This window comes from Streptomyces sp. RK9, from assembly GCF_045070545.1.
Lineage (GTDB): Bacteria > Actinomycetota > Actinomycetes > Streptomycetales > Streptomycetaceae > Streptomyces > Streptomyces alboflavus.
The window spans coordinates 3,294,863-3,314,239 of sequence record NZ_CP173703.1 but is presented as its reverse complement, the minus strand read 5'-3'; the positions used below and the strand labels follow the sequence as shown (position 1 = coordinate 3,314,239).

The window sequence follows — 19,377 nt, the reverse complement described above, 5'->3', positions numbered from 1 at the left end:
AATGGCCCCCATGCGCCCCCGGCTCACTGGGAGGACGACCGAGCGTAGTCAGGCCGCTTCGCCGGTCGCAAGGCATCCACGACGATCTTCTCCGTACGTGCGACAGTGACCGTGGCCTGCTCCTTCTCCAGAGTCTGCACCACCCCTCCAGGGATGTTCAGAGCCGGCTCCAGGTCCTGCGGCTTGCCGATGACCTTGAAGCGGTAGGGCGCGGAGACCTTCCGGCCGTCCACCCGCACACCGCCGCCCGTCGCGTCCGACAGATGCGTGCTGGCCACCACCCTGACGTCATTGACCTGGATGGCCTCCGCACCGGCGGCGCGCAACTCCTGGATGGCGTCGAGCAGCATGTCAGCCTCAACCGTCCCCTTCTTGTCGTCGATCGTCAGCGTGATGCCGGGGCCCTGCGCGGCCACGGTGCCCGCCAGAATGCCGAGCTGTCGTTCCCTCTCGGCGGTCTGCTTGCGGGCCTCCTCGGCCTGGTCCGAGCTGTTCTCGAGACCGGTGCGCTGTTCCTCCAGTCTCCGCTTCTCATCTTCCAGACGCTGAGTTCGGTCATCCAGTTCATCGAGAATACGTACGAGATCTTCCTGACGTGCCCCGCGCAGCGCACTGCTGTCGTTCGTGGACCGCACCTGGATGGCGAGCCCGAGGCCGAGGACGAACAGCAGCAGGGCGACGATGAGTTGCGCCCGCGTCAGGCGCGGCGGCCAGATCCCCTGTACGAGCCTCTGACGCCCGGTCAGGGACCGTCCCCCGCCCTGCTCGCCCGGCGGCCCGTCAGCGGCCGCGCGGGGCGTCACCGGGACCTCGGCGGGCAGTTCCCTGCGCCGGCCGTCGCCAGGCGGGGCGGCCCGGTGCTGGGGGTGCTCGGAGCTCGCTGAGTTCTCGGCGTTCTCAGGGTTCTTGGGGTCCATGGGACCGACGGGGCTCATCGGCGTCACGCCCGGAAGACGTGCCGACGGATCGCCGCGGCGTTGGAGAAGATCCGGATGCCGAGGACCACGACGACACCGGTGGACAGCTGCGCGCCCACCCCCAGCTTGTCGCCGAGGAAGACGATCAGCGCCGCCACCACCACGTTCGACAGGAACGACACCACGAAGACCTTGTCGTCGAAGATGCCGTCGAGCATCGCGCGCAGACCGCCGAACACCGCGTCGAGCGCGGCCACCACGGCGATCGGAAGATACGGCTCGACCACCGCCGGAACCTCGGGCCGAACCAACAATCCGGCCACGACTCCCACGACGAGGCCCAGTACGGCGATCACGATGTGCCCTTTCCTGCCTTCGGCTCTGCTGTTCGTACGGTCACACTGGGCGCGGCCGGGAGCCGGACGTCGTCCACCGCGGAAATGCTGGTCCGGACGCCGAAGTTCTCCTGCAGACCGTGCAGGTACTGGCCGTCGACGCTGTTCTGGAACCGCGTGCTCAGCTTCTGCCCGTCACCCACCGCGAGCACCGTATACGGCGGCACGAGCGGCTTGTTGTCGACCAGTATCGCGTCACCGGCGGCCCTGATCGCCGACAGCGCGGTCAGCCGCTGATCGTTGATCGCGATGGCCTCGGCACCCGACTCCCACAGGCCGTTGACGACCCGCTGCATGTCGCGGTCCCGCACCCGGCCGTTGTCGGAGAACCCGGAGCTCTCCCGCGGCCCGCCGCCGCCCTGGTCGGCTTCCTTCTTGTCGTCGACCACGAGCTTCACACCGGGCCCGTGCACTTCCGTCGCACCGGACAGCAGCGACACCAACTCGGCCCGGCCGCCGCCGTGTTTCTCCAGCGCGGCCCGCTGACGCGCGCTCACATCGCCGCGCAGATCGTCGACCTCGTCCTCGAGCTCGTCCGCGTCCGCGGTCGCCGACTCGACCCGTTCGATCAGCTCGGAGCGCTCCTTGGCCAGCTCCGGCGCCGCTATCCGCGCCTGCGCCGCGCCCACGGTCACCACGAGCGCGGCGAGCACCAGGCCGACCGCGAGCCCCAGCTTGGCCCGCAGCGTCTTGGGGACTCCACCTGTGCCGGTTTCCCTCTTGCGCGCGGCGGCCTCCGCGTACCCCTCGTCCAGGCTGTGGTCCATGACCGTGGTGAGCAGCGACATGGAGGCGTCCGGGCGCCGGGGGCGCGAGACGGTGCTCCGAACGGGGGGCTGCTGCGGCATGCCGCACATCGTCGCACGTCGCGGGCACTACCTCCGAACGGCCCCACCGGCGTGCCGGACAGCGCCACTTACGGGTGCTGTCCGGCACATATGCGCCATCAGTGCCCGGCGCTGTCCACCACCGCGGCCCACTCGTCGAGCAGCGCCTGGGCGGACGCGTCGTCGGGACCCTCGGCCCACAGGTGCGTGACGGCCTCCGCCGGGTCGGGCAGGACGAGCACCCAGCGCCCGTCGGTCTCCACCACCCGTACCCCGTCCGTCGTGTCCACGGACCGCTCCCCCGCGGCCTCCACGACGTGCCGCATCACCAGGCCCTTGACGGCCCAGGGAGTGGCGAGGTCCCGCTTCAGGACGTGCGCGCGCGGGATCCTGGCGTCGATCTGGCTGAGCGTGAGCTGCGTGCGCGCCACAAGCCCGATGAGCCGCACGAACGCCGCCGTGCCGTCGAAGACGCTGCTGAACTCGGGCACGATGAACCCACCGCGCCCGTCACCGCCGAAGACCGTCGAATCGCCGCGTCCGACCCGGGTCAGATCGTCCGGTGACGTCGTCGTCCACTCCACCTGGGTGCCGTGGTACGCCGCGACCTGCTCGGCGATACGCGTGGTGGTCACCGGCAGCGCGACCCGGCCACTGCGCCGTTCCGCGGCCACCAGGTCCAGCATCACCAGCAGGGCCCGGTCGTCCTCGACGATCCGCCCCTTCTCGTCGACGAGCGAGAGCCGCTCGCCCACGGGGTCGAAGCGCACTCCGAAGGCCGCGCGGGCCGACGCCACGATCTCGCCGAGCCGCATCAGACCGGACCGGCGCGCGTCGGCCGACTCGGTGGGACGTGACTCGTCGAGCCCCGGGTTGATCGTCAGCGCGTCGACGCCGAGCTTCCCGAGGAGGCTGGGCAGGACGAGCCCGGCGCTGCCGTTGGACGCGTCCACGACGACCTTGAGCTCCGACTCGGCGATGCCCGTCGTGTCGACGTTGCGCAGCAGGGACCCGGTGTAGGAGTCGAAGACGCTGGCGGGGAAGTGCAGGTCCCCGATCTCGCCGGGGAAGGCACGCCGGTACTCCTGGCGCGCGTACACCCGGTCGAGCTTGCGCTGACTGGCCTGCGAGAGGTCCGCCCCGCGCCCGTCGAAGAACATGATGTCGACGGAGTCAGGCACCCCCGTCGTCGTACGGATCATGATGCCGCCGGCGCTACCCCGCGCGGTCTGCTGCCGCGCGACCGGCAGGGGCACGTTCTCCAAGTCGCGTACGTCGATGGCGCTGGCCTGAAGGGCGGAGATCACGGCCCGCTTCAGGGCCCGCGCGCCACGGGAGTGGTCACGTGCCGTGGTGACGGTGGAGCCCTTCTTGAGCGTCGTCGCGTACGCTCCGGCGAGCCGCACGGCGAGTTCCGGGGTGATCTCGACGTTCAGGATGCCGGAGACGCCTCGGGCTCCGAAGAGATGCGCCTGTCCGCGGGACTCCCAGATGACGGAGGTGTTGACGAAAGCTCCGGCCTCGATCGTCTTGAACGGGTAGACCCGCACATTGCCCTGGATGATCGATTCTTCGCCGACGAGGCATTCGTCGCCGATGACGGCGCCGTCCTCGATGCGGGAGGCCCGCATGATGTCGGTGTTCTTACCGACGACGCAGCCTCTCAGATTGCTGTGCTGGCCGATGTAGACGTTGTCGTGCACGACCGCCTTGTGCAGGAAGGCACCGCTCTTCACGACCACGTTCGATCCGATGACTGTGTGCTCACGGATCTCGGCATCCGCTTCGATCTTCGCGTAGTCACCGACGTACAACGGGCCGCGGAGTACGGCGTCGGGATGTACTTCTGCGCCTTCGGCGACCCATACTCCGGGTGAGATCTCGAACCCGTCGAGTTCGACGTCGACCTTGCCCTCCAGGACGTCCGCCTGGGCCTTCACGTAGCTCTCGTGGGTACCGACGTCCTCCCAGTAGCCCTCGGCGATGTAGCCGTAGATGGGCTTGCCTTCCTTCATGAGCTGCGGGAAGACATCACCCGACCAGTCGACCGGCACATCCGCCTCGACGTAGTCGAAGACTTCGGGCTCCATGACGTAGATGCCCGTGTTCACCGTGTCGGAGAAGACCTGTCCCCAGGTCGGCTTCTCCAGGAAGCGCTCGACCTTGCCGTCTTCGTCGACGATGGTGATGCCGAATTCCAGCGGATTCGGAACGCGTGTCAGACAGACGGTGACAAGCGCGCCTTTCTCCTTGTGGAAGCGGATCAGATCGGTGAGGTCGAAGTCGGTCAGAGCGTCACCGGAGATGACGACAAAGGCATCGTCCTTCAGAGCCTCTTCAGCGTTCTTCACGCTGCCGGCGGTGCCGAGTGGCTTCTCCTCATTGGCATAGGTCAGCTCCATCCCGAGCTCTTCACCGTCGCCGAAGTAGTTCTTGACGAGCGACGCCAGGAACTGGACTGTCACCACGGTCTCGGTGAGCCCATGCTTCTTCAGCAGGCGCAGCACATGCTCCATGATCGGCCGGTTGGCCACCGGCAGGAGCGGCTTGGGCATGCTCGAGGTCATGGGGCGCAGGCGGGTGCCTTCGCCCCCGGCCATCACGACGGCCTTCATGTCGGAAACGTCCTCCTTGATAGACGACGATCTAGCCGACTCAGCCTGCCAGGATTGGCCCGTTCACTCAGGTACGAGCCTTCCGGCCGCCCCGCCCGTCATTTGACGGGCTCAATCGGCCATGGCATCCGTCTTGACAAGTCGGCGGACCTGAACCACGTAGAGGATCCCTGCCCACCAGTACAGCGTTGTACCCCATCCGGCGAACGCCCATCCGAAAATAGCAGCGAGTGTGTGGATCCAGCCACTTCCGTCACTGAGCAGCAGCAGCGGAAAGGCATACATCAGGTTGAAGGTCGCGGCCTTGCCGAGGAAGTTCACCTGCGGCGGCGGATAGCCGTGCCGTCGGAGGACCCAGACCATCACCAGCAGAACCAGCTCACGCAGCAGGAGCAGCGCTGTCACCCACAGCGGAAGAATCTCCCGCCAGGTGAGGCCGACAAGTGTCGAGAGGATATACAGCCGATCGGCTGCGGGGTCGAGGAGCCGGCCCAGGTTGCTGATCTGGTTCCATCGCCGCGCCAGTTTGCCGTCGAGATAGTCGCTGACGCCGCTGAGCGCGAGCACGAGCAGCGCCCAGCCGTCGCTGTTCGGCCCGCCGAACTCCGGCCTGAGGATCAGCCACAGGAAGAGGGGCACGCCGACGAGACGCGCCATGCTGAGGATGTTCGGGATGGTGAGGACCCGGTCCGTCTGGACGCGAGTCTCCTGGACCTCCACCCGGGGGCCTCCTGTGGGGAACGAGCCAATGATGCCCCCTGACCTTACCGTCAGTTGTCAGACGGCTGTGCAGAGGGGGTGGCGCGGCTCCAGAAAACGTGGAAATGGTGCCGGAAAACAAAAAAGCCGTGGTTCCCTGACATCTGTCAGGGAACCACGGCTATATCAATTTTAGTTCGGCGGCGTCCTACTCTCCCACAGGGTCCCCCCTGCAGTACCATCGGCGCTGTAAGGCTTAGCTTCCGGGTTCGGAATGTAACCGGGCGTTTCCCTCACGCTATGACCACCGAAACACTATGAAACTGTCAACCGCACCATGCCGTGACCATGGCATGGGGTTGTTCGTGGTTTCAGAACCAACACAGTGGACGCGAGCAACTGAGGACAAGCCCTCGGCCTATTAGTACCAGTCAACTCCACCCCTTACAGGGCTTCCATATCTGGCCTATCAACCCAGTCGTCTACTGGGAGCCTTAACCCCTCAAAGGGGGTGGGAGTCCTCATCTCGAAGCAGGCTTCCCGCTTAGATGCTTTCAGCGGTTATCCTTTCCGAACGTAGCCAACCAGCCATGCCCTTGGCAGGACAACTGGCACACCAGAGGTTCGTCCGTCCCGGTCCTCTCGTACTAGGGACAGCCCTTCTCAAGACTCCTACGCGCACAGCGGATAGGGACCGAACTGTCTCACGACGTTCTAAACCCAGCTCGCGTACCGCTTTAATGGGCGAACAGCCCAACCCTTGGGACCGACTCCAGCCCCAGGATGCGACGAGCCGACATCGAGGTGCCAAACCATCCCGTCGATATGGACTCTTGGGGAAGATCAGCCTGTTATCCCCGGGGTACCTTTTATCCGTTGAGCGACGGCGCTTCCACAAGCCACCGCCGGATCACTAGTCCCGACTTTCGTCCCTGCTCGACCCGTCAGTCTCACAGTCAAGCTCCCTTGTGCACTTACACTCAACACCTGATTACCAACCAGGCTGAGGGAACCTTTGGGCGCCTCCGTTACCCTTTGGGAGGCAACCGCCCCAGTTAAACTACCCATCAGACACTGTCCCTGATCCGGATCACGGACCCAGGTTAGACATCCAGCACGACCAGAGTGGTATTTCAACGACGACTCCACGAACACTGGCGTGCCCGCTTCACAGTCTCCCACCTATCCTACACAAGCCGAACCGAACACCAATATCAAACTGTAGTAAAGGTCCCGGGGTCTTTCCGTCCTGCTGCGCGAAACGAGCATCTTTACTCGTAGTGCAATTTCACCGGGCCTATGGTTGAGACAGTCGAGAAGTCGTTACGCCATTCGTGCAGGTCGGAACTTACCCGACAAGGAATTTCGCTACCTTAGGATGGTTATAGTTACCACCGCCGTTTACTGGCGCTTAAGTTCTCAGCTTCGCCACCCCGAAGAGTGACTAACCGGTCCCCTTAACGTTCCAGCACCGGGCAGGCGTCAGTCCGTATACATCGCCTTACGGCTTCGCACGGACCTGTGTTTTTAGTAAACAGTCGCTTCTCGCTGGTCTCTGCGGCCACCCCCAGCTCAGACCGTAAAGATCATCACCAGGTGTGGCCCCCCTTCTCCCGAAGTTACGGGGGCATTTTGCCGAGTTCCTTAACCATAGTTCACCCGAACGCCTCGGTATTCTCTACCTGACCACCTGAGTCGGTTTAGGGTACGGGCCGCCATGAAACTCGCTAGAGGCTTTTCTCGACAGCATAGGATCATCCACTTCACCACAATCGGCTCGGCATCAGGTCTCACCCTCATGAACGACGGATTTGCCTATCGTTCGGGCTACACCCTTACCCCGGGACAACCACCGCCCGGGCTGGACTACCTTCCTGCGTCACCCCATCACTCACCTACTACCAGATCGGGCCGGCGGCTCCACCACTCCCCTCAACTCCGAAGAGATCAGGGCGGCTTCACGGCCTTAGCATCACTGGATTCGATGTTTGACGCTTCACAGCGGGTACCGGAATATCAACCGGTTATCCATCGACTACGCCTGTCGGCCTCGCCTTAGGTCCCGACTTACCCTGGGCAGATCAGCTTGACCCAGGAACCCTTAGTCAATCGGCGCACACGTTTCTCACGTATGTATCGCTACTCATGCCTGCATTCTCACTCGTGAACCGTCCACCACTGCCTTCCGGCGCAGCTTCACCCGGCACACGACGCTCCCCTACCCATCCCAGCCGCCGTTGGGCGTATATGCTGGAATGACACGACTTCGGCGGTACGCTTGAGCCCCGCTACATTGTCGGCGCGGAATCACTAGACCAGTGAGCTATTACGCACTCTTTCAAGGGTGGCTGCTTCTAAGCCAACCTCCTGGTTGTCTCTGCGACTCCACATCCTTTCCCACTTAGCGTACGCTTAGGGGCCTTAGTCGATGCTCTGGGCTGTTTCCCTCTCGACCATGGAGCTTATCCCCCACAGTCTCACTGCCGCGCTCTCACTTACCGGCATTCGGAGTTTGGCTAAGGTCAGTAACCCGGTAGGGCCCATCGCCTATCCAGTGCTCTACCTCCGGCAAGAAACACACGACGCTGCACCTAAATGCATTTCGGGGAGAACCAGCTATCACGGAGTTTGATTGGCCTTTCACCCCTAACCACAGGTCATCCCCCAGGTTTTCAACCCTGGTGGGTTCGGCCCTCCACGAAGTCTTACCTCCGCTTCAGCCTGCCCATGGCTAGATCACTCCGCTTCGGGTCTTGAGCGCGCTACTAAAACGCCCTATTCGGACTCGCTTTCGCTACGGCTTCCCCACACGGGTTAACCTCGCAACACACCGCAAACTCGCAGGCTCATTCTTCAAAAGGCACGCAGTCACGACTACACAGCAAGCTGCATAGCGACGCTCCCACGGCTTGTAGGCACACGGTTTCAGGTACTATTTCACTCCGCTCCCGCGGTACTTTTCACCATTCCCTCACGGTACTATCCGCTATCGGTCACCAGGGAATATTTAGGCTTAACGGGTGGTCCCGCCAGATTCACACGGGATTTCTCGGGCCCCGTGCTACTTGGGTGTCTCACAAGCAAGCCGCTGACGTTTCGACTACGGGGGTCTTACCCTCTACGCCGGACCTTTCGCATGTCCTTCGCCTACATCAACGGTTTCTGACTCGCCGACCGGCCGGCAGACCGGTCAAGTGAGATCCCACAACCCCGTATACGCAACCCCTGCCGGGTCTCACACGCATACGGTTTGGCCTCATCCAGTTTCGCTCGCCACTACTCCCGGAATCACGGTTGTTTTCTCTTCCTGCGGGTACTGAGATGTTTCACTTCCCCGCGTTCCCTCCACACTGCCTATGTGTTCAGCAGCGGGTGACAGCCCATGACGACTGCCGGGTTTCCCCATTCGGAAACCCCCGGATCAAAGCCTGGTTGACGACTCCCCGGGGACTATCGTGGCCTCCCACGTCCTTCATCGGTTCCTGGTGCCAAGGCATCCACCGTGCGCCCTTAAAAACTTGGCCACAGATGCTCGCGTCCACTGTGCAGTTCTCAAACAACGACCAACCACCCATCACACACCGCGCAAACGCAGTGCTGCACTGGGGTCGGCATTGAGGTCAGGAACAAGTCCGTACCCTCAGATACCCAACAGCGTGCCCGACACCCTTACCCTCTCCATCTCGCTTTCCACGCCGAAGCAGTACTTGCGACCAGATCAGGTCAAGTGTGCCGAGTAGTCAACGTTCCACCCATGAGCAACCAGCATCAGACATTCGCTGATGTACTGGCCTCTGAACCAGGCAAGCCTGGCTTAGAAGTGCTCCTTAGAAAGGAGGTGATCCAGCCGCACCTTCCGGTACGGCTACCTTGTTACGACTTCGTCCCAATCGCCAGTCCCACCTTCGACAGCTCCCTCCCACAAGGGGTTGGGCCACCGGCTTCGGGTGTTACCGACTTTCGTGACGTGACGGGCGGTGTGTACAAGGCCCGGGAACGTATTCACCGCAGCAATGCTGATCTGCGATTACTAGCGACTCCGACTTCATGGGGTCGAGTTGCAGACCCCAATCCGAACTGAGACCGGCTTTTTGAGATTCGCTCCACCTCGCGGTATCGCAGCTCATTGTACCGGCCATTGTAGCACGTGTGCAGCCCAAGACATAAGGGGCATGATGACTTGACGTCGTCCCCACCTTCCTCCGAGTTGACCCCGGCGGTCTCCCGTGAGTCCCCAACACCCCGAAGGGCTTGCTGGCAACACGGGACAAGGGTTGCGCTCGTTGCGGGACTTAACCCAACATCTCACGACACGAGCTGACGACAGCCATGCACCACCTGTACACCGACCACAAGGGGGCGACCATCTCTGGCCGTTTCCGGTGTATGTCAAGCCTTGGTAAGGTTCTTCGCGTTGCGTCGAATTAAGCCACATGCTCCGCCGCTTGTGCGGGCCCCCGTCAATTCCTTTGAGTTTTAGCCTTGCGGCCGTACTCCCCAGGCGGGGCACTTAATGCGTTAGCTGCGGCACGGACAACGTGGAATGTTGCCCACACCTAGTGCCCACCGTTTACGGCGTGGACTACCAGGGTATCTAATCCTGTTCGCTCCCCACGCTTTCGCTCCTCAGCGTCAGTATCGGCCCAGAGATCCGCCTTCGCCACCGGTGTTCCTCCTGATATCTGCGCATTTCACCGCTACACCAGGAATTCCGATCTCCCCTACCGAACTCTAGCCTGCCCGTATCGACTGCAGACCCGGGGTTAAGCCCCGGGCTTTCACAACCGACGTGACAAGCCGCCTACGAGCTCTTTACGCCCAATAATTCCGGACAACGCTTGCGCCCTACGTATTACCGCGGCTGCTGGCACGTAGTTAGCCGGCGCTTCTTCTGCAGGTACCGTCACTTTCGCTTCTTCCCTGCTGAAAGAGGTTTACAACCCGAAGGCCGTCATCCCTCACGCGGCGTCGCTGCATCAGGCTTTCGCCCATTGTGCAATATTCCCCACTGCTGCCTCCCGTAGGAGTCTGGGCCGTGTCTCAGTCCCAGTGTGGCCGGTCGCCCTCTCAGGCCGGCTACCCGTCGTCGCCTTGGTGAGCCACTACCTCACCAACAAGCTGATAGGCCGCGGGCTCATCCTGCACCGCCGGAGCTTTCAACCCCCCACCATGCGGTGGAGGGTGTTATCCGGTATTAGACCCCGTTTCCAGGGCTTGTCCCAGAGTGCAGGGCAGATTGCCCACGTGTTACTCACCCGTTCGCCACTAATCCACCCCGAAGGGCTTCATCGTTCGACTTGCATGTGTTAAGCACGCCGCCAGCGTTCGTCCTGAGCCAGGATCAAACTCTCCGTGAATGTTTCCGGGTAATCCCGGTGACACACACGAGAGCGGAACCAGGAGAGGAATAATCCCCCGGTTCACAGCGTCCTCGCTGTGCGCCTGCACGGACATGCCGTACAGGACTTTTTCAAAGGAACCTCAACTCACCGAAGTGAGTCGGGGTATCAACATATCTGGCGTTGACTTTTGGCACGCTGTTGAGTTCTCAAGGAACGGACGCTTCCTTTGTACTCACCCACAGAACATTCTCTGGGGCTTTCCTCCGGGCGCTTCCCTTCGGTGTTTCCAAACTCTATCAGGTCGTTTTCGGCTCTCTGACCACGATGCTCTGTGGGCATGCAGAACCAAACCCCAAGATAGGATCCGACTCGATAGTTGCTGCCTGGCCCCGACGCGTAGTGCGTCGTTCGGCGCTGGGCAGGAGTCCGACTCTACAACGGCGTTCGGGTCGGCGCAAATCGTTTGTGCAGTGCTTCTACACCTGCCAACCGGGACCTCTCATGCGGAACCGGGACTTCCTATGACTTACCCTTCTGAACAGTGCGTCGTCCAGGACAGGTAGTGACGGCGGTAACGATTCTCCACCCCCTGGGAGGCTTGCCATGACCAGCGTTTCGTCCCCGCTTGCTGGACGCGCCATCGGACTCGCCGCGGTACCCGACCCCGTCTTCTCAGGCGCGATGGTCGGCCCCGGCACGGCCATCGACCCTGTTCGCGAGCCCTCCGAGGCCGTCGCTCCCGTTGACGGCATCGTCGTATCCCTTCACCCGCACGCCTTCGTCGTCGTGGACGACCAGGGCCACGGCGTTCTGACGCACCTGGGCATCGACACCGTTCAGCTCAACGGCGAGGGCTTCGAGCTTCTCGTCAACAAGGGGGACACGGTGCAGCGCGGTCAGACCGTCGTGCGCTGGGACCCGGCCGCGGTCGAGGCCGCCGGCAAGTCCCCCATCTGCCCCATCGTGGCGCTCGAGGCGACGAACGAATCCCTCAGCGAGCTCATCGAGGACGGCGAGGTCAAGGCCGGCGACGCTCTCTTCAGCTGGAAGTGACGTCGGTGCCGTCGGCGACCGACGGCAGGTAGGACAACCACCGCGGCGGCTGGGCCCGTCGCACTAGCGGAGACGGGTGTAATGGAGACAACGCTGCGAGGCGTCGGCGTGAGCCACGGGGTGGCGATCGGCGAGGTTCGGCACATGGGCACAGCGGTCCTCGAGCCGCCGGCCAAGCAGATCCCGGCGGAGGACGCGGAGCGCGAACAGGGGCGCGCCCGCAAGGCCGTCGAGGCTGTGGCCGCCGACCTGATGGCGCGCGGCAACCTGGCGGGCGGCGAGGCCCAGGCGGTCCTCGAGGCCCAGGCGATGATCGCTCAGGACCCGGAGCTCATGGCCGACGTGGACCGACGCGTCGCCGTCGGCAGCACGGCCGAGCGCGGCATCTACGACGCGTTCTCCCACTACCGCGAGCTCCTCGCGGGCGCGGGTGAGTACATGGCCGGTCGTGTCGCGGACCTCGACGACGTGCGGAACCGCATCGTCGCGCGACTGCTCGGTGTTCCCATGCCCGGCGTCCCGGACAGCGACGAGCCGTATGTGCTGATCGCCCGTGACCTCGCGCCCGCGGACACCGCGCTGCTCGACCCGGCGCTCGTGCTCGGCTTCGTCACCGAAGAGGGCGGGCCGACCAGCCACAGCGCGATCCTGGCGCGGGCGCTCGGTGTGCCCGCCGTCGTCGCGCTGCCCGGTGCCGGTGAGCTCGCCGAGGGCACGGTCGTGGCCGTGGACGGCAGCACCGGTGAGATCTTCGTCGACCCCAGCGCGGAGAAGCGTGCCGAGCTGGAGGCCGCCGCTGCCGCGCGCAAGGCCGCGCTCTCCGCGTCGACCGGCCCGGGCGCCACGTCGGACGGACACAAGGTGCCGCTCCTCGCGAACGTCGGCGGCCCCGCCGACGTGCCCGCCGCGGTCGAGGCCGGTGCCGAGGGTGTCGGTCTGTTCCGTACGGAGTTCCTCTTCCTCGACGACAGCACCAAGGCGCCGACCGAGGAGAAGCAGGTCGAGGCCTACCGTCAGGTCCTCGAGGCCTTCCCCGAGGGCCGTGTCGTCGTGCGGGTGCTCGACGCCGGTGCGGACAAGCCGCTCGACTTCCTGACGCCGACCGACGAGCCGAACCCGGCGCTCGGTGTGCGCGGCCTGCGTTCGCTCCTCGAGCACCCCGAGGTGCTGCGGACGCAGCTGACCGCCCTGGCCAAGGCCGCCGAGGGGCTGCCCGTCTACCTCGAGGTCATGGCTCCGATGGTCGCGGACCGCGCCGACGCCAAGGCCTTCGCCGACGCGTGCCGCGAGGCCGGGCTGCGGGCCAAGTTCGGCGCCATGGTGGAGATTCCGTCCGCCGCGCTGCGGGCCCGCTCGATCCTGCAGGAGGTCGAGTTCCTCTCGCTCGGCACCAACGACCTCGCGCAGTACACCTTCGCCGCCGACCGGCAGGTCGGTGCGGTGTCCCGGCTCCAGGACCCGTGGCAGCCCGCGCTGCTCGACCTGGTCGCCCTGTCCGCGGAGTCCGCCAAGGCCGAGGGCAAGAGCTGCGGCGTGTGCGGCGAGGCCGCGTCCGACCCGCTGCTCGCCTGTGTGCTGACCGGTCTGGGTGTCACCTCCTTGTCGATGGGGGCGGCGTCGATTCCTTACGTCCGAGCGACGCTGGCCAAGTACACGCTGGCCCAGTGCGAGCGCGCCGCGGCGGCGGCCCGTGCCGCCGACAGCGCCGAAGAGGCGCGCAAGGCGGCGCAGGCGGTGCTGTCCGGCGAGTAGTCGGCTTCGGCCGTCGTGGCGTTGCCGTTCGGCGGCTGAACCGCGTCGGTCCCGCTGTGCGGAAGGGGCGCTCCACCCGTGAGGGTGGGGCGCCCCTTGCCGTGTTCAGTGGTGGTGTCCCCCTTCTTGTGGGTCGTCGCCGCCCAGGTCGGGGGCGGCGCAGTAGTCGACGCCGGACTCGGGGGCGATGAGGTCGCCGGAGAGTGCGTCGGTGCAGTAGGCGTCGAAGACCTCCGCGGCCGAGAGCGCGTGCAGTCGCTCGCCCTCCAGGCGCCAGCCGTGGACGCGGTCACGGGTGCCGTCGTGGGTGCGCATCACCAGGCCGCCCGCGCTCGCCGTGGCGATGCCCACCGCGAGGACCGTGGTGAACTCCAGGGCTTCCGTCTCGTCCAGTTGGGGTGTGCCGTCGTCGTCGCACTCGACGTGCAGTGCGGCGAGGAGGGTCTGGCCCTCGCACGGGACGCTGCACACCAGGTGGCGGGCGACCGGGCTGCCGCTGCTGATCGCGCGCATGAGCAGGTCGGATGCCTTGGCGAAGGCGGCGCGTCCGATGTCCACACCGCAGTCCGCGCACGCGCCGATGCGGGCCAGGAGCATGGTCCCGTATTCCCAAGTGCTCTGTCGGACCGTCTCGTCGACGAGGTCGGGGACGATGTCGGCCAGGGCCTGGCCCTCGTACGGCATCGTCGGGCCCGTGGTCGCCAGTTCCGCGGTGAAGCGGGTGCGGCTCGCGGAGGTGTCCGGGTCGAGGCCCGTCTCCGCGCAGAACTCGTCGTACGCCTCCGGGTCGAAGAGGGCGACGCTGGTCAGTCTGCCCTGGGCGGACAGGGTCTTGAGCAGTGCCTCCACCTGCTGCAGATACGTCACGTGGTCGTCGAAGGTGAAGCTGCGGTAGCGGCGCATCGCCGCGAAGTCCTCGGCGTCGGCGAGCAGGCCGATGGTGCCGGCGACTTCGCGGCGCAGGGCGCGTCGCATCGTGTCGTGCTGGGTGTGCCCCATGGTTCCCCCTGCGGTCAGTCGATCAATGCTCACTCACCGTAATGGGAGGCACTGACAATGGCCGCTGAGAGTGAGGGGCTCAGCTGCGTTCGCGGGCCAGCCGCTCGTAGAAGCGGAGGAGTTCGATGTTGTCGACGGAGCCCGCGTTGACCGCCTTGTCGAGCGGGGTGCCCTGGAGGAGGCGCTTGACCGGAACTTCGATGCGCTTGCCCGTGAGGGTGTGCGGGATGCCGGGGACCTCGATGACCTCGTCCGGGACGTGCCGGGGCGAGAGTTCGGCGCGGATGGTCTGCTTGATGCGGCCGCGCAGGTCGTCGTCGAGGGCGGCGCCCGGGGCGAGGTGGATGAACAGCGGCATCCAGTAGCCGCCGTCGGGCTGTTCGACTCCGATGACCAGGGACTCGCGGATTTCCGGGAGGCGCTCGACGGCTTCGTAGATGTCGGCCGAACCCATGCGTACGCCCTGGCGGTTGAGCGTCGAGTCGGAGCGGCCGTGGATGACGACGGAGCCGCGTGACGTGAGGGTGATCCAGTCGCCGTGGCGCCACACGCCGGGGTAGGTGTCGAAGTAGCTGTCGTGGTAGCGGCTGCCGTCCGCGTCGTTCCAGAAGTGGATCGGCATGGACGGCATGGGGTTGGTGACGACGAGCTCGCCGACCTCGTCGACGAGCGGCTTGCCCTGGGGGTCCCAGGCCTGCAGGTCGGTGCCCAGACAGGGGGCCTGGAGCTCGCCGATGTGGACGGGCAGCGTCGGCACGGCCCCGGCGAAGCAGGAGCAGACGTCGGTGCCTCCGCTGACGGAGGCGATCCACACCTCTCCGGAGGCGTCGGCGAACTCGTCGTGCAGCCAGCGGAATCCGTCGGGCGGCAGCGGTGATCCGGTGGTGGCGACACACTGCACGCGCGAGAGGTCGAAGTCACGAGCGGGGTGCACGTCCGCCTTGCGGCAGGCCATGACGTACGCGGCCGACGTCCCGAAGAGGGTCGCTCCGGTGCGCTCGGCCACCCGCCACTGAGCGGCCGTGTCGGGGTAGCCGGGGCTGCCGTCGTACAGGACGATCGTGGTACCCGTGAGCAGGCCGGAGACGAGGAAGTTCCACATCATCCAGCCGGTGGAGGTGTACCAGAAGAAACGGTCGTCGGGGCCGAGGTCGCAGTGCAGGCCGACCTGCTTGAGGTGCTCGACGAGGATGCCGCCCTGGGACTGGACGATCGCCTTGGGCAGGCCGGTCGTGCCGGAGGAGTAGAGCACCCACAGGGGGTGGTCGAACGGCACGGCCTCGAAGACGGGGGCCGTGTCGGCCGAGGTGAGCGCGGACCATTCCAGGGCGCCCTCGGGGGCCGGAGTGCCGAGCTGGGGGATGTGCACGACGGCGCGCACGGTGGGCAGTTCGCGGCGCAGTTCGGCGACAGTGTCGCGGCGGTCGTGCTCCTTGCCGCCGTAGCGGTAGCCGTCGACCGTGAAGAGCACGACCGGTTCCACCTGCTGGAAGCGGTCAAGGACGCTGCGGGCGCCGAAGTCGGGCGCGCAGGAGGTCCAGACGGCGCCGACGGCGGCGGTGGCGAGGAGGGCGACGACGGCCTCGGGGACGTTCGGCACGTAGCCGCTGACGCGGTCTCCGGGGCGCACGCCGAGGCCGCGCAGCTCCGCGGCCAGGGAGCCCACTTGGCGGCGCAGTTCGGACCAGGTGAGGGGCGTCGGGCCGTGCGACTCGTCGACGTGCAGGATGGCCGGGGTGTCGGCGCGCGCGGGGTCCTCGCCGGCGCGCAGGGCGTGCTCGGCGTAGTTGAGGGTGGCGCCCGGGAACCACTCGGCGCCCGGCATGGAGCGGTCGCCGAGCACGCGCGTGTAGGGCGTGGTGAAGCGCACGTCGAACCATTCGGTGACGGCTTCCCAGAAGGTGTCGAGCTCGTCGACGGACCAGCGGTGCAGGGCCTCGTATCCCCCTGCGGCGGGCGCTCCGTGGTGCTCGGCCGCCCATGCCTGGAAGCGCGTGACCTGTGCGCCGGCGATCCGCTGCTGGTCCGGCTGCCAGAGCGGCGAGGGGTTCGCTGAGGACATGGGGCTGCTCCTGGGCTGTGCGCGTCGTGGGCGGCTGTCGTGCGCACGGGCTGGGTGTGCGCGTGACACGGCTGACACGGACGATGCCACGTGATCGACTTCCGCACCAGGGTGTCCCGGCACAGAGGCGCCGGTGTCCGTGTGGGGCGATGCGCTACGTAGTGCGCGCCGCCGACTCCGGAGAGGCATGGTGGTGCGCTCCTGGGAGTGCCTTGCGGGCTGTTTCCGCAAGGGGCTCGCTGTGTGTCTACGGAGAGGGTTGGTAACGCTAGTCGGCGCACGGGATGAACGGCAGTTGAACGCGGTACTCCCGCTCCGCCTTCGATGGCAGGGTGAGCAGCATGAACGGTCGTGACCTGGTGCGTTCGGTGAAGGCGGTCGGCCTGTCCGACACGGCCCAGAGGTTGCGCATGGTGCGCTCGGCGTGGCGGCGGCGCCGGACCGACGCGACGGGGTTGCCGCCCCGGGGCGCCGAGCGGGCCCGGACGCCCGGTCCCGTGACCCTCGTGGAGCCCGGTCCCGGCGGTGGCGTGGTGCGGTTCGCACGGTCCGAGCTGCGGGTGCGGGTCACGTTGGGCGGGGCGGTGTTCTGGGGCTGGGACGGGGCCGAGCCCGATCCGTCCTATGCCTTGGCGGGAGGCAGCCCCGAGGCGGATCCGCGGGCCGTTCTGGAGCCCGACAAGGCGGGTGGCTGGCGGGTGGTCTCGGAGCGGGCGACGGTGGTCGTCTCGCGGCACGGCGCGGTGGAGCTGCACACTCCCGGCGGGGTGATGCTGCGGCGCGATCTGCCGCCGCGCTGGTGGGAGCCGGTGGGCGGCGGCGCGGCCCGTTGGGTGCAGCGGTCGGAGGTGGCCCCGGACGCGCGGTTCTTCGGTCTGGGCGGCCGGGCGGCCGGGCCGCGGCTTCGGAATGGGACGTACCGGTTGTGGAACACCGATCCCGGGGGTTCCTTCGAGCCCGGGGACGATCCGCTGTACATCACGATGCCGGTGCAGTGGGTGGTCGCCGACGTGGGCACCCATCTGGTCTTCCACGACAACACGTGGGACGGCTCGGTGACCGTGCGCGAGGGCGAGGAGGGGGCCGGGTCCGGGCACGACAGGGCGGGGTCGTGCGAGGTCCGCATGGACGGCGGCCCGCTGCGCTGCTGGGTCATGGTGGGCGCCCCCGCGCGCGTGCTGCACTCATGGGCCGCGCTCACGGGTGCGCCCGCGGTGCCGCCGGCGTGGGCGCTCGGTCACCATCACGCGCGGTGGGGCTTCGGCAGTGAGCAGGAGGTGCGGAGGATCGTCGCGGGCTACCAGGAGCGCGGTCTGCCCCTGGACGCCGTGCACTTGGACATCGACCACTTCGACGCCCACCAGGTGTTCACGGTCGACGAGGAGCGCTTCCCGTCCCTGCCGAAGCTGGCCGGTGAGCTGCGCGGCGCGGGGATCAGGCTGGTGTCGATCGTGGATCCCGCGGTGAAGGCCGGTCCTGGCAACGCCGTGTACGACGGCGGGGCGGCCGCTGACGCGTTCGTGCGGGACGCGGCGGGGCGGACCGTGCGGGGCTTGGTGTGGCCCGGTGAGGCGGTGTTCCCGGACTTCACGGCCGGGCGGGTGCGCAAGTGGTGGGGCGGTCTCTACGACGAGCGTCTCGCGCAGGGCTTCGCGGGGTTCTGGCACGACATGAACGAGCCGGTGTCGTTCGCGTCCTTCGGGGAGACCACCCTCCCCCGCTCGGCTCGGCACGCCCTGGAGGGCCGCGGTGGCGACCACCAGGAGGCGCACAACGTGTACGCCTTGGGCATGGCCCGCGCGGGCTACGAGGGCATGCGCGAACTGCGGCCCGGGGATCGGCCGTTCCTCTTCTCCCGCTCCGGGTGGGCGGGGATGCAGCGCTACGGCGGGACCTGGTCGGGCGATGTGGCCAGCACGTGGCCGGGGCTGCGGGCCTCGCTCGCGCTGGTGCTGGGGCTCGGCCTGTGCGGGGTGCCGTACTCGGGCCCCGATGTCGGCGGTTTCGACGGCAGTCCGTCGCCCGAGCTGTATCTGCGGTGGTTCCAACTCGGTTCGTATCTGCCGCTGTTCCGTACGCATGCGGCGCTGCACGCCGGTCGCAGGGAGCCCTGGGAGTTCGGCCCCGAGGTGCTTGAGCACGCGCGCGTGGCGCTCGTCGAGCGCGAACGGCTGCTGCCGTACTTCGTGACGCTCGCGCACTTGGCGCGGCTCACCGGCGCGCCGTATGCCCGCCCCTTGTGGTGGGGGTCCCCCGAGGACAGATCGCTGCGGGACTGCGAGGACGCGTTCCTGCTCGGGGACTGTCTGCTGGTCGCGCCCGTGCTGCGGGAAGGGGCCACTCAGCGGGCCGTGCGGCTCCCGCCGGGCCGGTGGTACGACACGGTCACCGAGCGGGTGTACGAAGGCCCGGGACGGGCCCTGCTCGACGCTCCGCTGTCCCGCATACCGGTCCTCGCGCGCGCGGGCGCGGTGCTGCCGGTCCGTGGGGAGGACGGGCAGCTCGCGCTGGAGGTGTGGGCGCCCGCGAAGGGGCGTTCCGGCAGCGGTCTGGTGATCGCGGACGCCGGTGACGGGTGGGAGGAGCCGGAGCTCCAGCGCTTCGGCGTGCGCTGGAGCGGTGGGCGGCTCGTGGTCGAGAAGGAGGGCGACGAGCCAGGGGCCGCGGTGGAGTACGCGGTGCGGGTACGCGGCGTGTGAGGCGGGACCTCGTGTCA

At 66.6% G+C, this 19,377-nt stretch carries 10 protein-coding genes and 3 rRNA genes; 3 read left to right on the top strand and 10 right to left on the bottom strand.

The genetic code is table 11. The features are described from left to right. Positions 1-23: 23 nt before the first annotated feature. From AB6L24_RS13560 to AB6L24_RS13525, 8 genes are all read right to left on the bottom strand, one after another. Positions 24-917, bottom strand: a complete 894-nt coding sequence (locus tag AB6L24_RS13560; protein ID WP_405655325.1) for a DUF881 domain-containing protein — start codon at positions 915-917, stop codon at positions 24-26. A 23-nt stretch (positions 918-940) separates the two neighbouring features. Beyond that, on the bottom strand, positions 941-1,273 hold the full coding sequence (locus AB6L24_RS13555) for a small basic family protein (protein WP_003988855.1): 333 nt from the start codon (positions 1,271-1,273) through the stop codon (positions 941-943). Continuing rightward, positions 1,270-2,169: a DUF881 domain-containing protein gene (locus AB6L24_RS13550; protein WP_405655322.1), complete on the bottom strand. Its 900-nt coding sequence runs from the start codon at positions 2,167-2,169 to the stop codon at positions 1,270-1,272. The genes AB6L24_RS13555 and AB6L24_RS13550 overlap by 4 nt, the downstream gene beginning before the upstream one ends. Before the next feature lie 89 nt (positions 2,170-2,258). Then, positions 2,259-4,754 (bottom strand): sugar phosphate nucleotidyltransferase, encoded by a 2,496-nt coding sequence (locus AB6L24_RS13545; protein WP_405655320.1) that lies wholly within the window; start codon positions 4,752-4,754, stop codon positions 2,259-2,261. A gap of 111 nt (positions 4,755-4,865) precedes the next feature. After that, positions 4,866-5,474 (bottom strand): CDP-alcohol phosphatidyltransferase family protein, encoded by a 609-nt coding sequence (locus AB6L24_RS13540; protein ID WP_405655318.1) that lies wholly within the window; start codon positions 5,472-5,474, stop codon positions 4,866-4,868. Between the two features lie 174 nt (positions 5,475-5,648). Then, positions 5,649-5,765: ribosomal RNA gene (gene rrf / locus AB6L24_RS13535) — 5S ribosomal RNA — on the bottom strand. Positions 5,766-5,854: 89 nt separating this feature from the next. Further along, positions 5,855-8,977: ribosomal RNA gene (locus tag AB6L24_RS13530) — 23S ribosomal RNA — on the bottom strand. A 307-nt stretch (positions 8,978-9,284) separates the two neighbouring features. Next, positions 9,285-10,810 (bottom strand): 16S ribosomal RNA (locus AB6L24_RS13525). Together the 16S, 23S and 5S rRNA genes form the textbook arrangement of a ribosomal RNA operon. Before the next feature lie 588 nt (positions 10,811-11,398). On the opposite strand from AB6L24_RS13525, the gene AB6L24_RS13520 reads away from it, so the two are divergent. After that, complete coding sequence (locus AB6L24_RS13520; RefSeq protein ID WP_405655316.1) at positions 11,399-11,848, top strand: PTS glucose transporter subunit IIA; 450 nt, start codon at positions 11,399-11,401, stop codon at positions 11,846-11,848. An 81-nt stretch (positions 11,849-11,929) separates the two neighbouring features. Further along, entirely contained in the window at positions 11,930-13,600 is a 1,671-nt protein-coding gene (ptsP, locus tag AB6L24_RS13515; RefSeq protein ID WP_405655314.1) for a phosphoenolpyruvate--protein phosphotransferase, read from the top strand. A 105-nt stretch (positions 13,601-13,705) separates the two neighbouring features. On the opposite strand, the gene AB6L24_RS13510 is transcribed toward ptsP, so the two are convergent. Continuing rightward, on the bottom strand, positions 13,706-14,599 hold the full coding sequence (locus tag AB6L24_RS13510) for a hypothetical protein (protein WP_405655312.1): 894 nt from the start codon (positions 14,597-14,599) through the stop codon (positions 13,706-13,708). A 79-nt stretch (positions 14,600-14,678) separates the two neighbouring features. Continuing rightward, positions 14,679-16,661 (bottom strand): acetoacetate--CoA ligase, encoded by a 1,983-nt coding sequence (locus AB6L24_RS13505; RefSeq protein WP_405655310.1) that lies wholly within the window; start codon positions 16,659-16,661, stop codon positions 14,679-14,681. Positions 16,662-17,002: 341 nt separating this feature from the next. On the opposite strand from AB6L24_RS13505, the gene AB6L24_RS13500 reads away from it, so the two are divergent. Continuing rightward, positions 17,003-19,360, top strand: coding sequence for a TIM-barrel domain-containing protein (locus AB6L24_RS13500; protein ID WP_405655308.1), 2,358 nt, complete (start codon positions 17,003-17,005; stop codon positions 19,358-19,360). Positions 19,361-19,377 lie beyond the last annotated feature (17 nt).

What these genes read in the sequence shown, in the direction of transcription:
- AB6L24_RS13560 (WP_405655325.1), bottom strand. Translation starts at nt 917, where the DNA reads ATGGACCCCAAGAACCCTGAGAACGCCGAGAACTCAGCGAGCTCCGAG.
- AB6L24_RS13550 (WP_405655322.1), bottom strand. Translation starts at nt 2,169, where the DNA reads ATGTGCGGCATGCCGCAGCAGCCCCCCGTTCGGAGCACCGTCTCGCGC.
- AB6L24_RS13545 (WP_405655320.1), bottom strand. Translation starts at nt 4,754, where the DNA reads ATGAAGGCCGTCGTGATGGCCGGGGGCGAAGGCACCCGCCTGCGCCCC.
- AB6L24_RS13520 (WP_405655316.1), top strand. Translation starts at nt 11,399, where the DNA reads ATGACCAGCGTTTCGTCCCCGCTTGCTGGACGCGCCATCGGACTCGCC.
- ptsP (WP_405655314.1), top strand. Translation starts at nt 11,930, where the DNA reads ATGGAGACAACGCTGCGAGGCGTCGGCGTGAGCCACGGGGTGGCGATC.
- AB6L24_RS13510 (WP_405655312.1), bottom strand. Translation starts at nt 14,599, where the DNA reads ATGGGGCACACCCAGCACGACACGATGCGACGCGCCCTGCGCCGCGAA.
- AB6L24_RS13505 (WP_405655310.1), bottom strand. Translation starts at nt 16,661, where the DNA reads ATGTCCTCAGCGAACCCCTCGCCGCTCTGGCAGCCGGACCAGCAGCGG.
- AB6L24_RS13500 (WP_405655308.1), top strand. Translation starts at nt 17,003, where the DNA reads ATGAACGGTCGTGACCTGGTGCGTTCGGTGAAGGCGGTCGGCCTGTCC.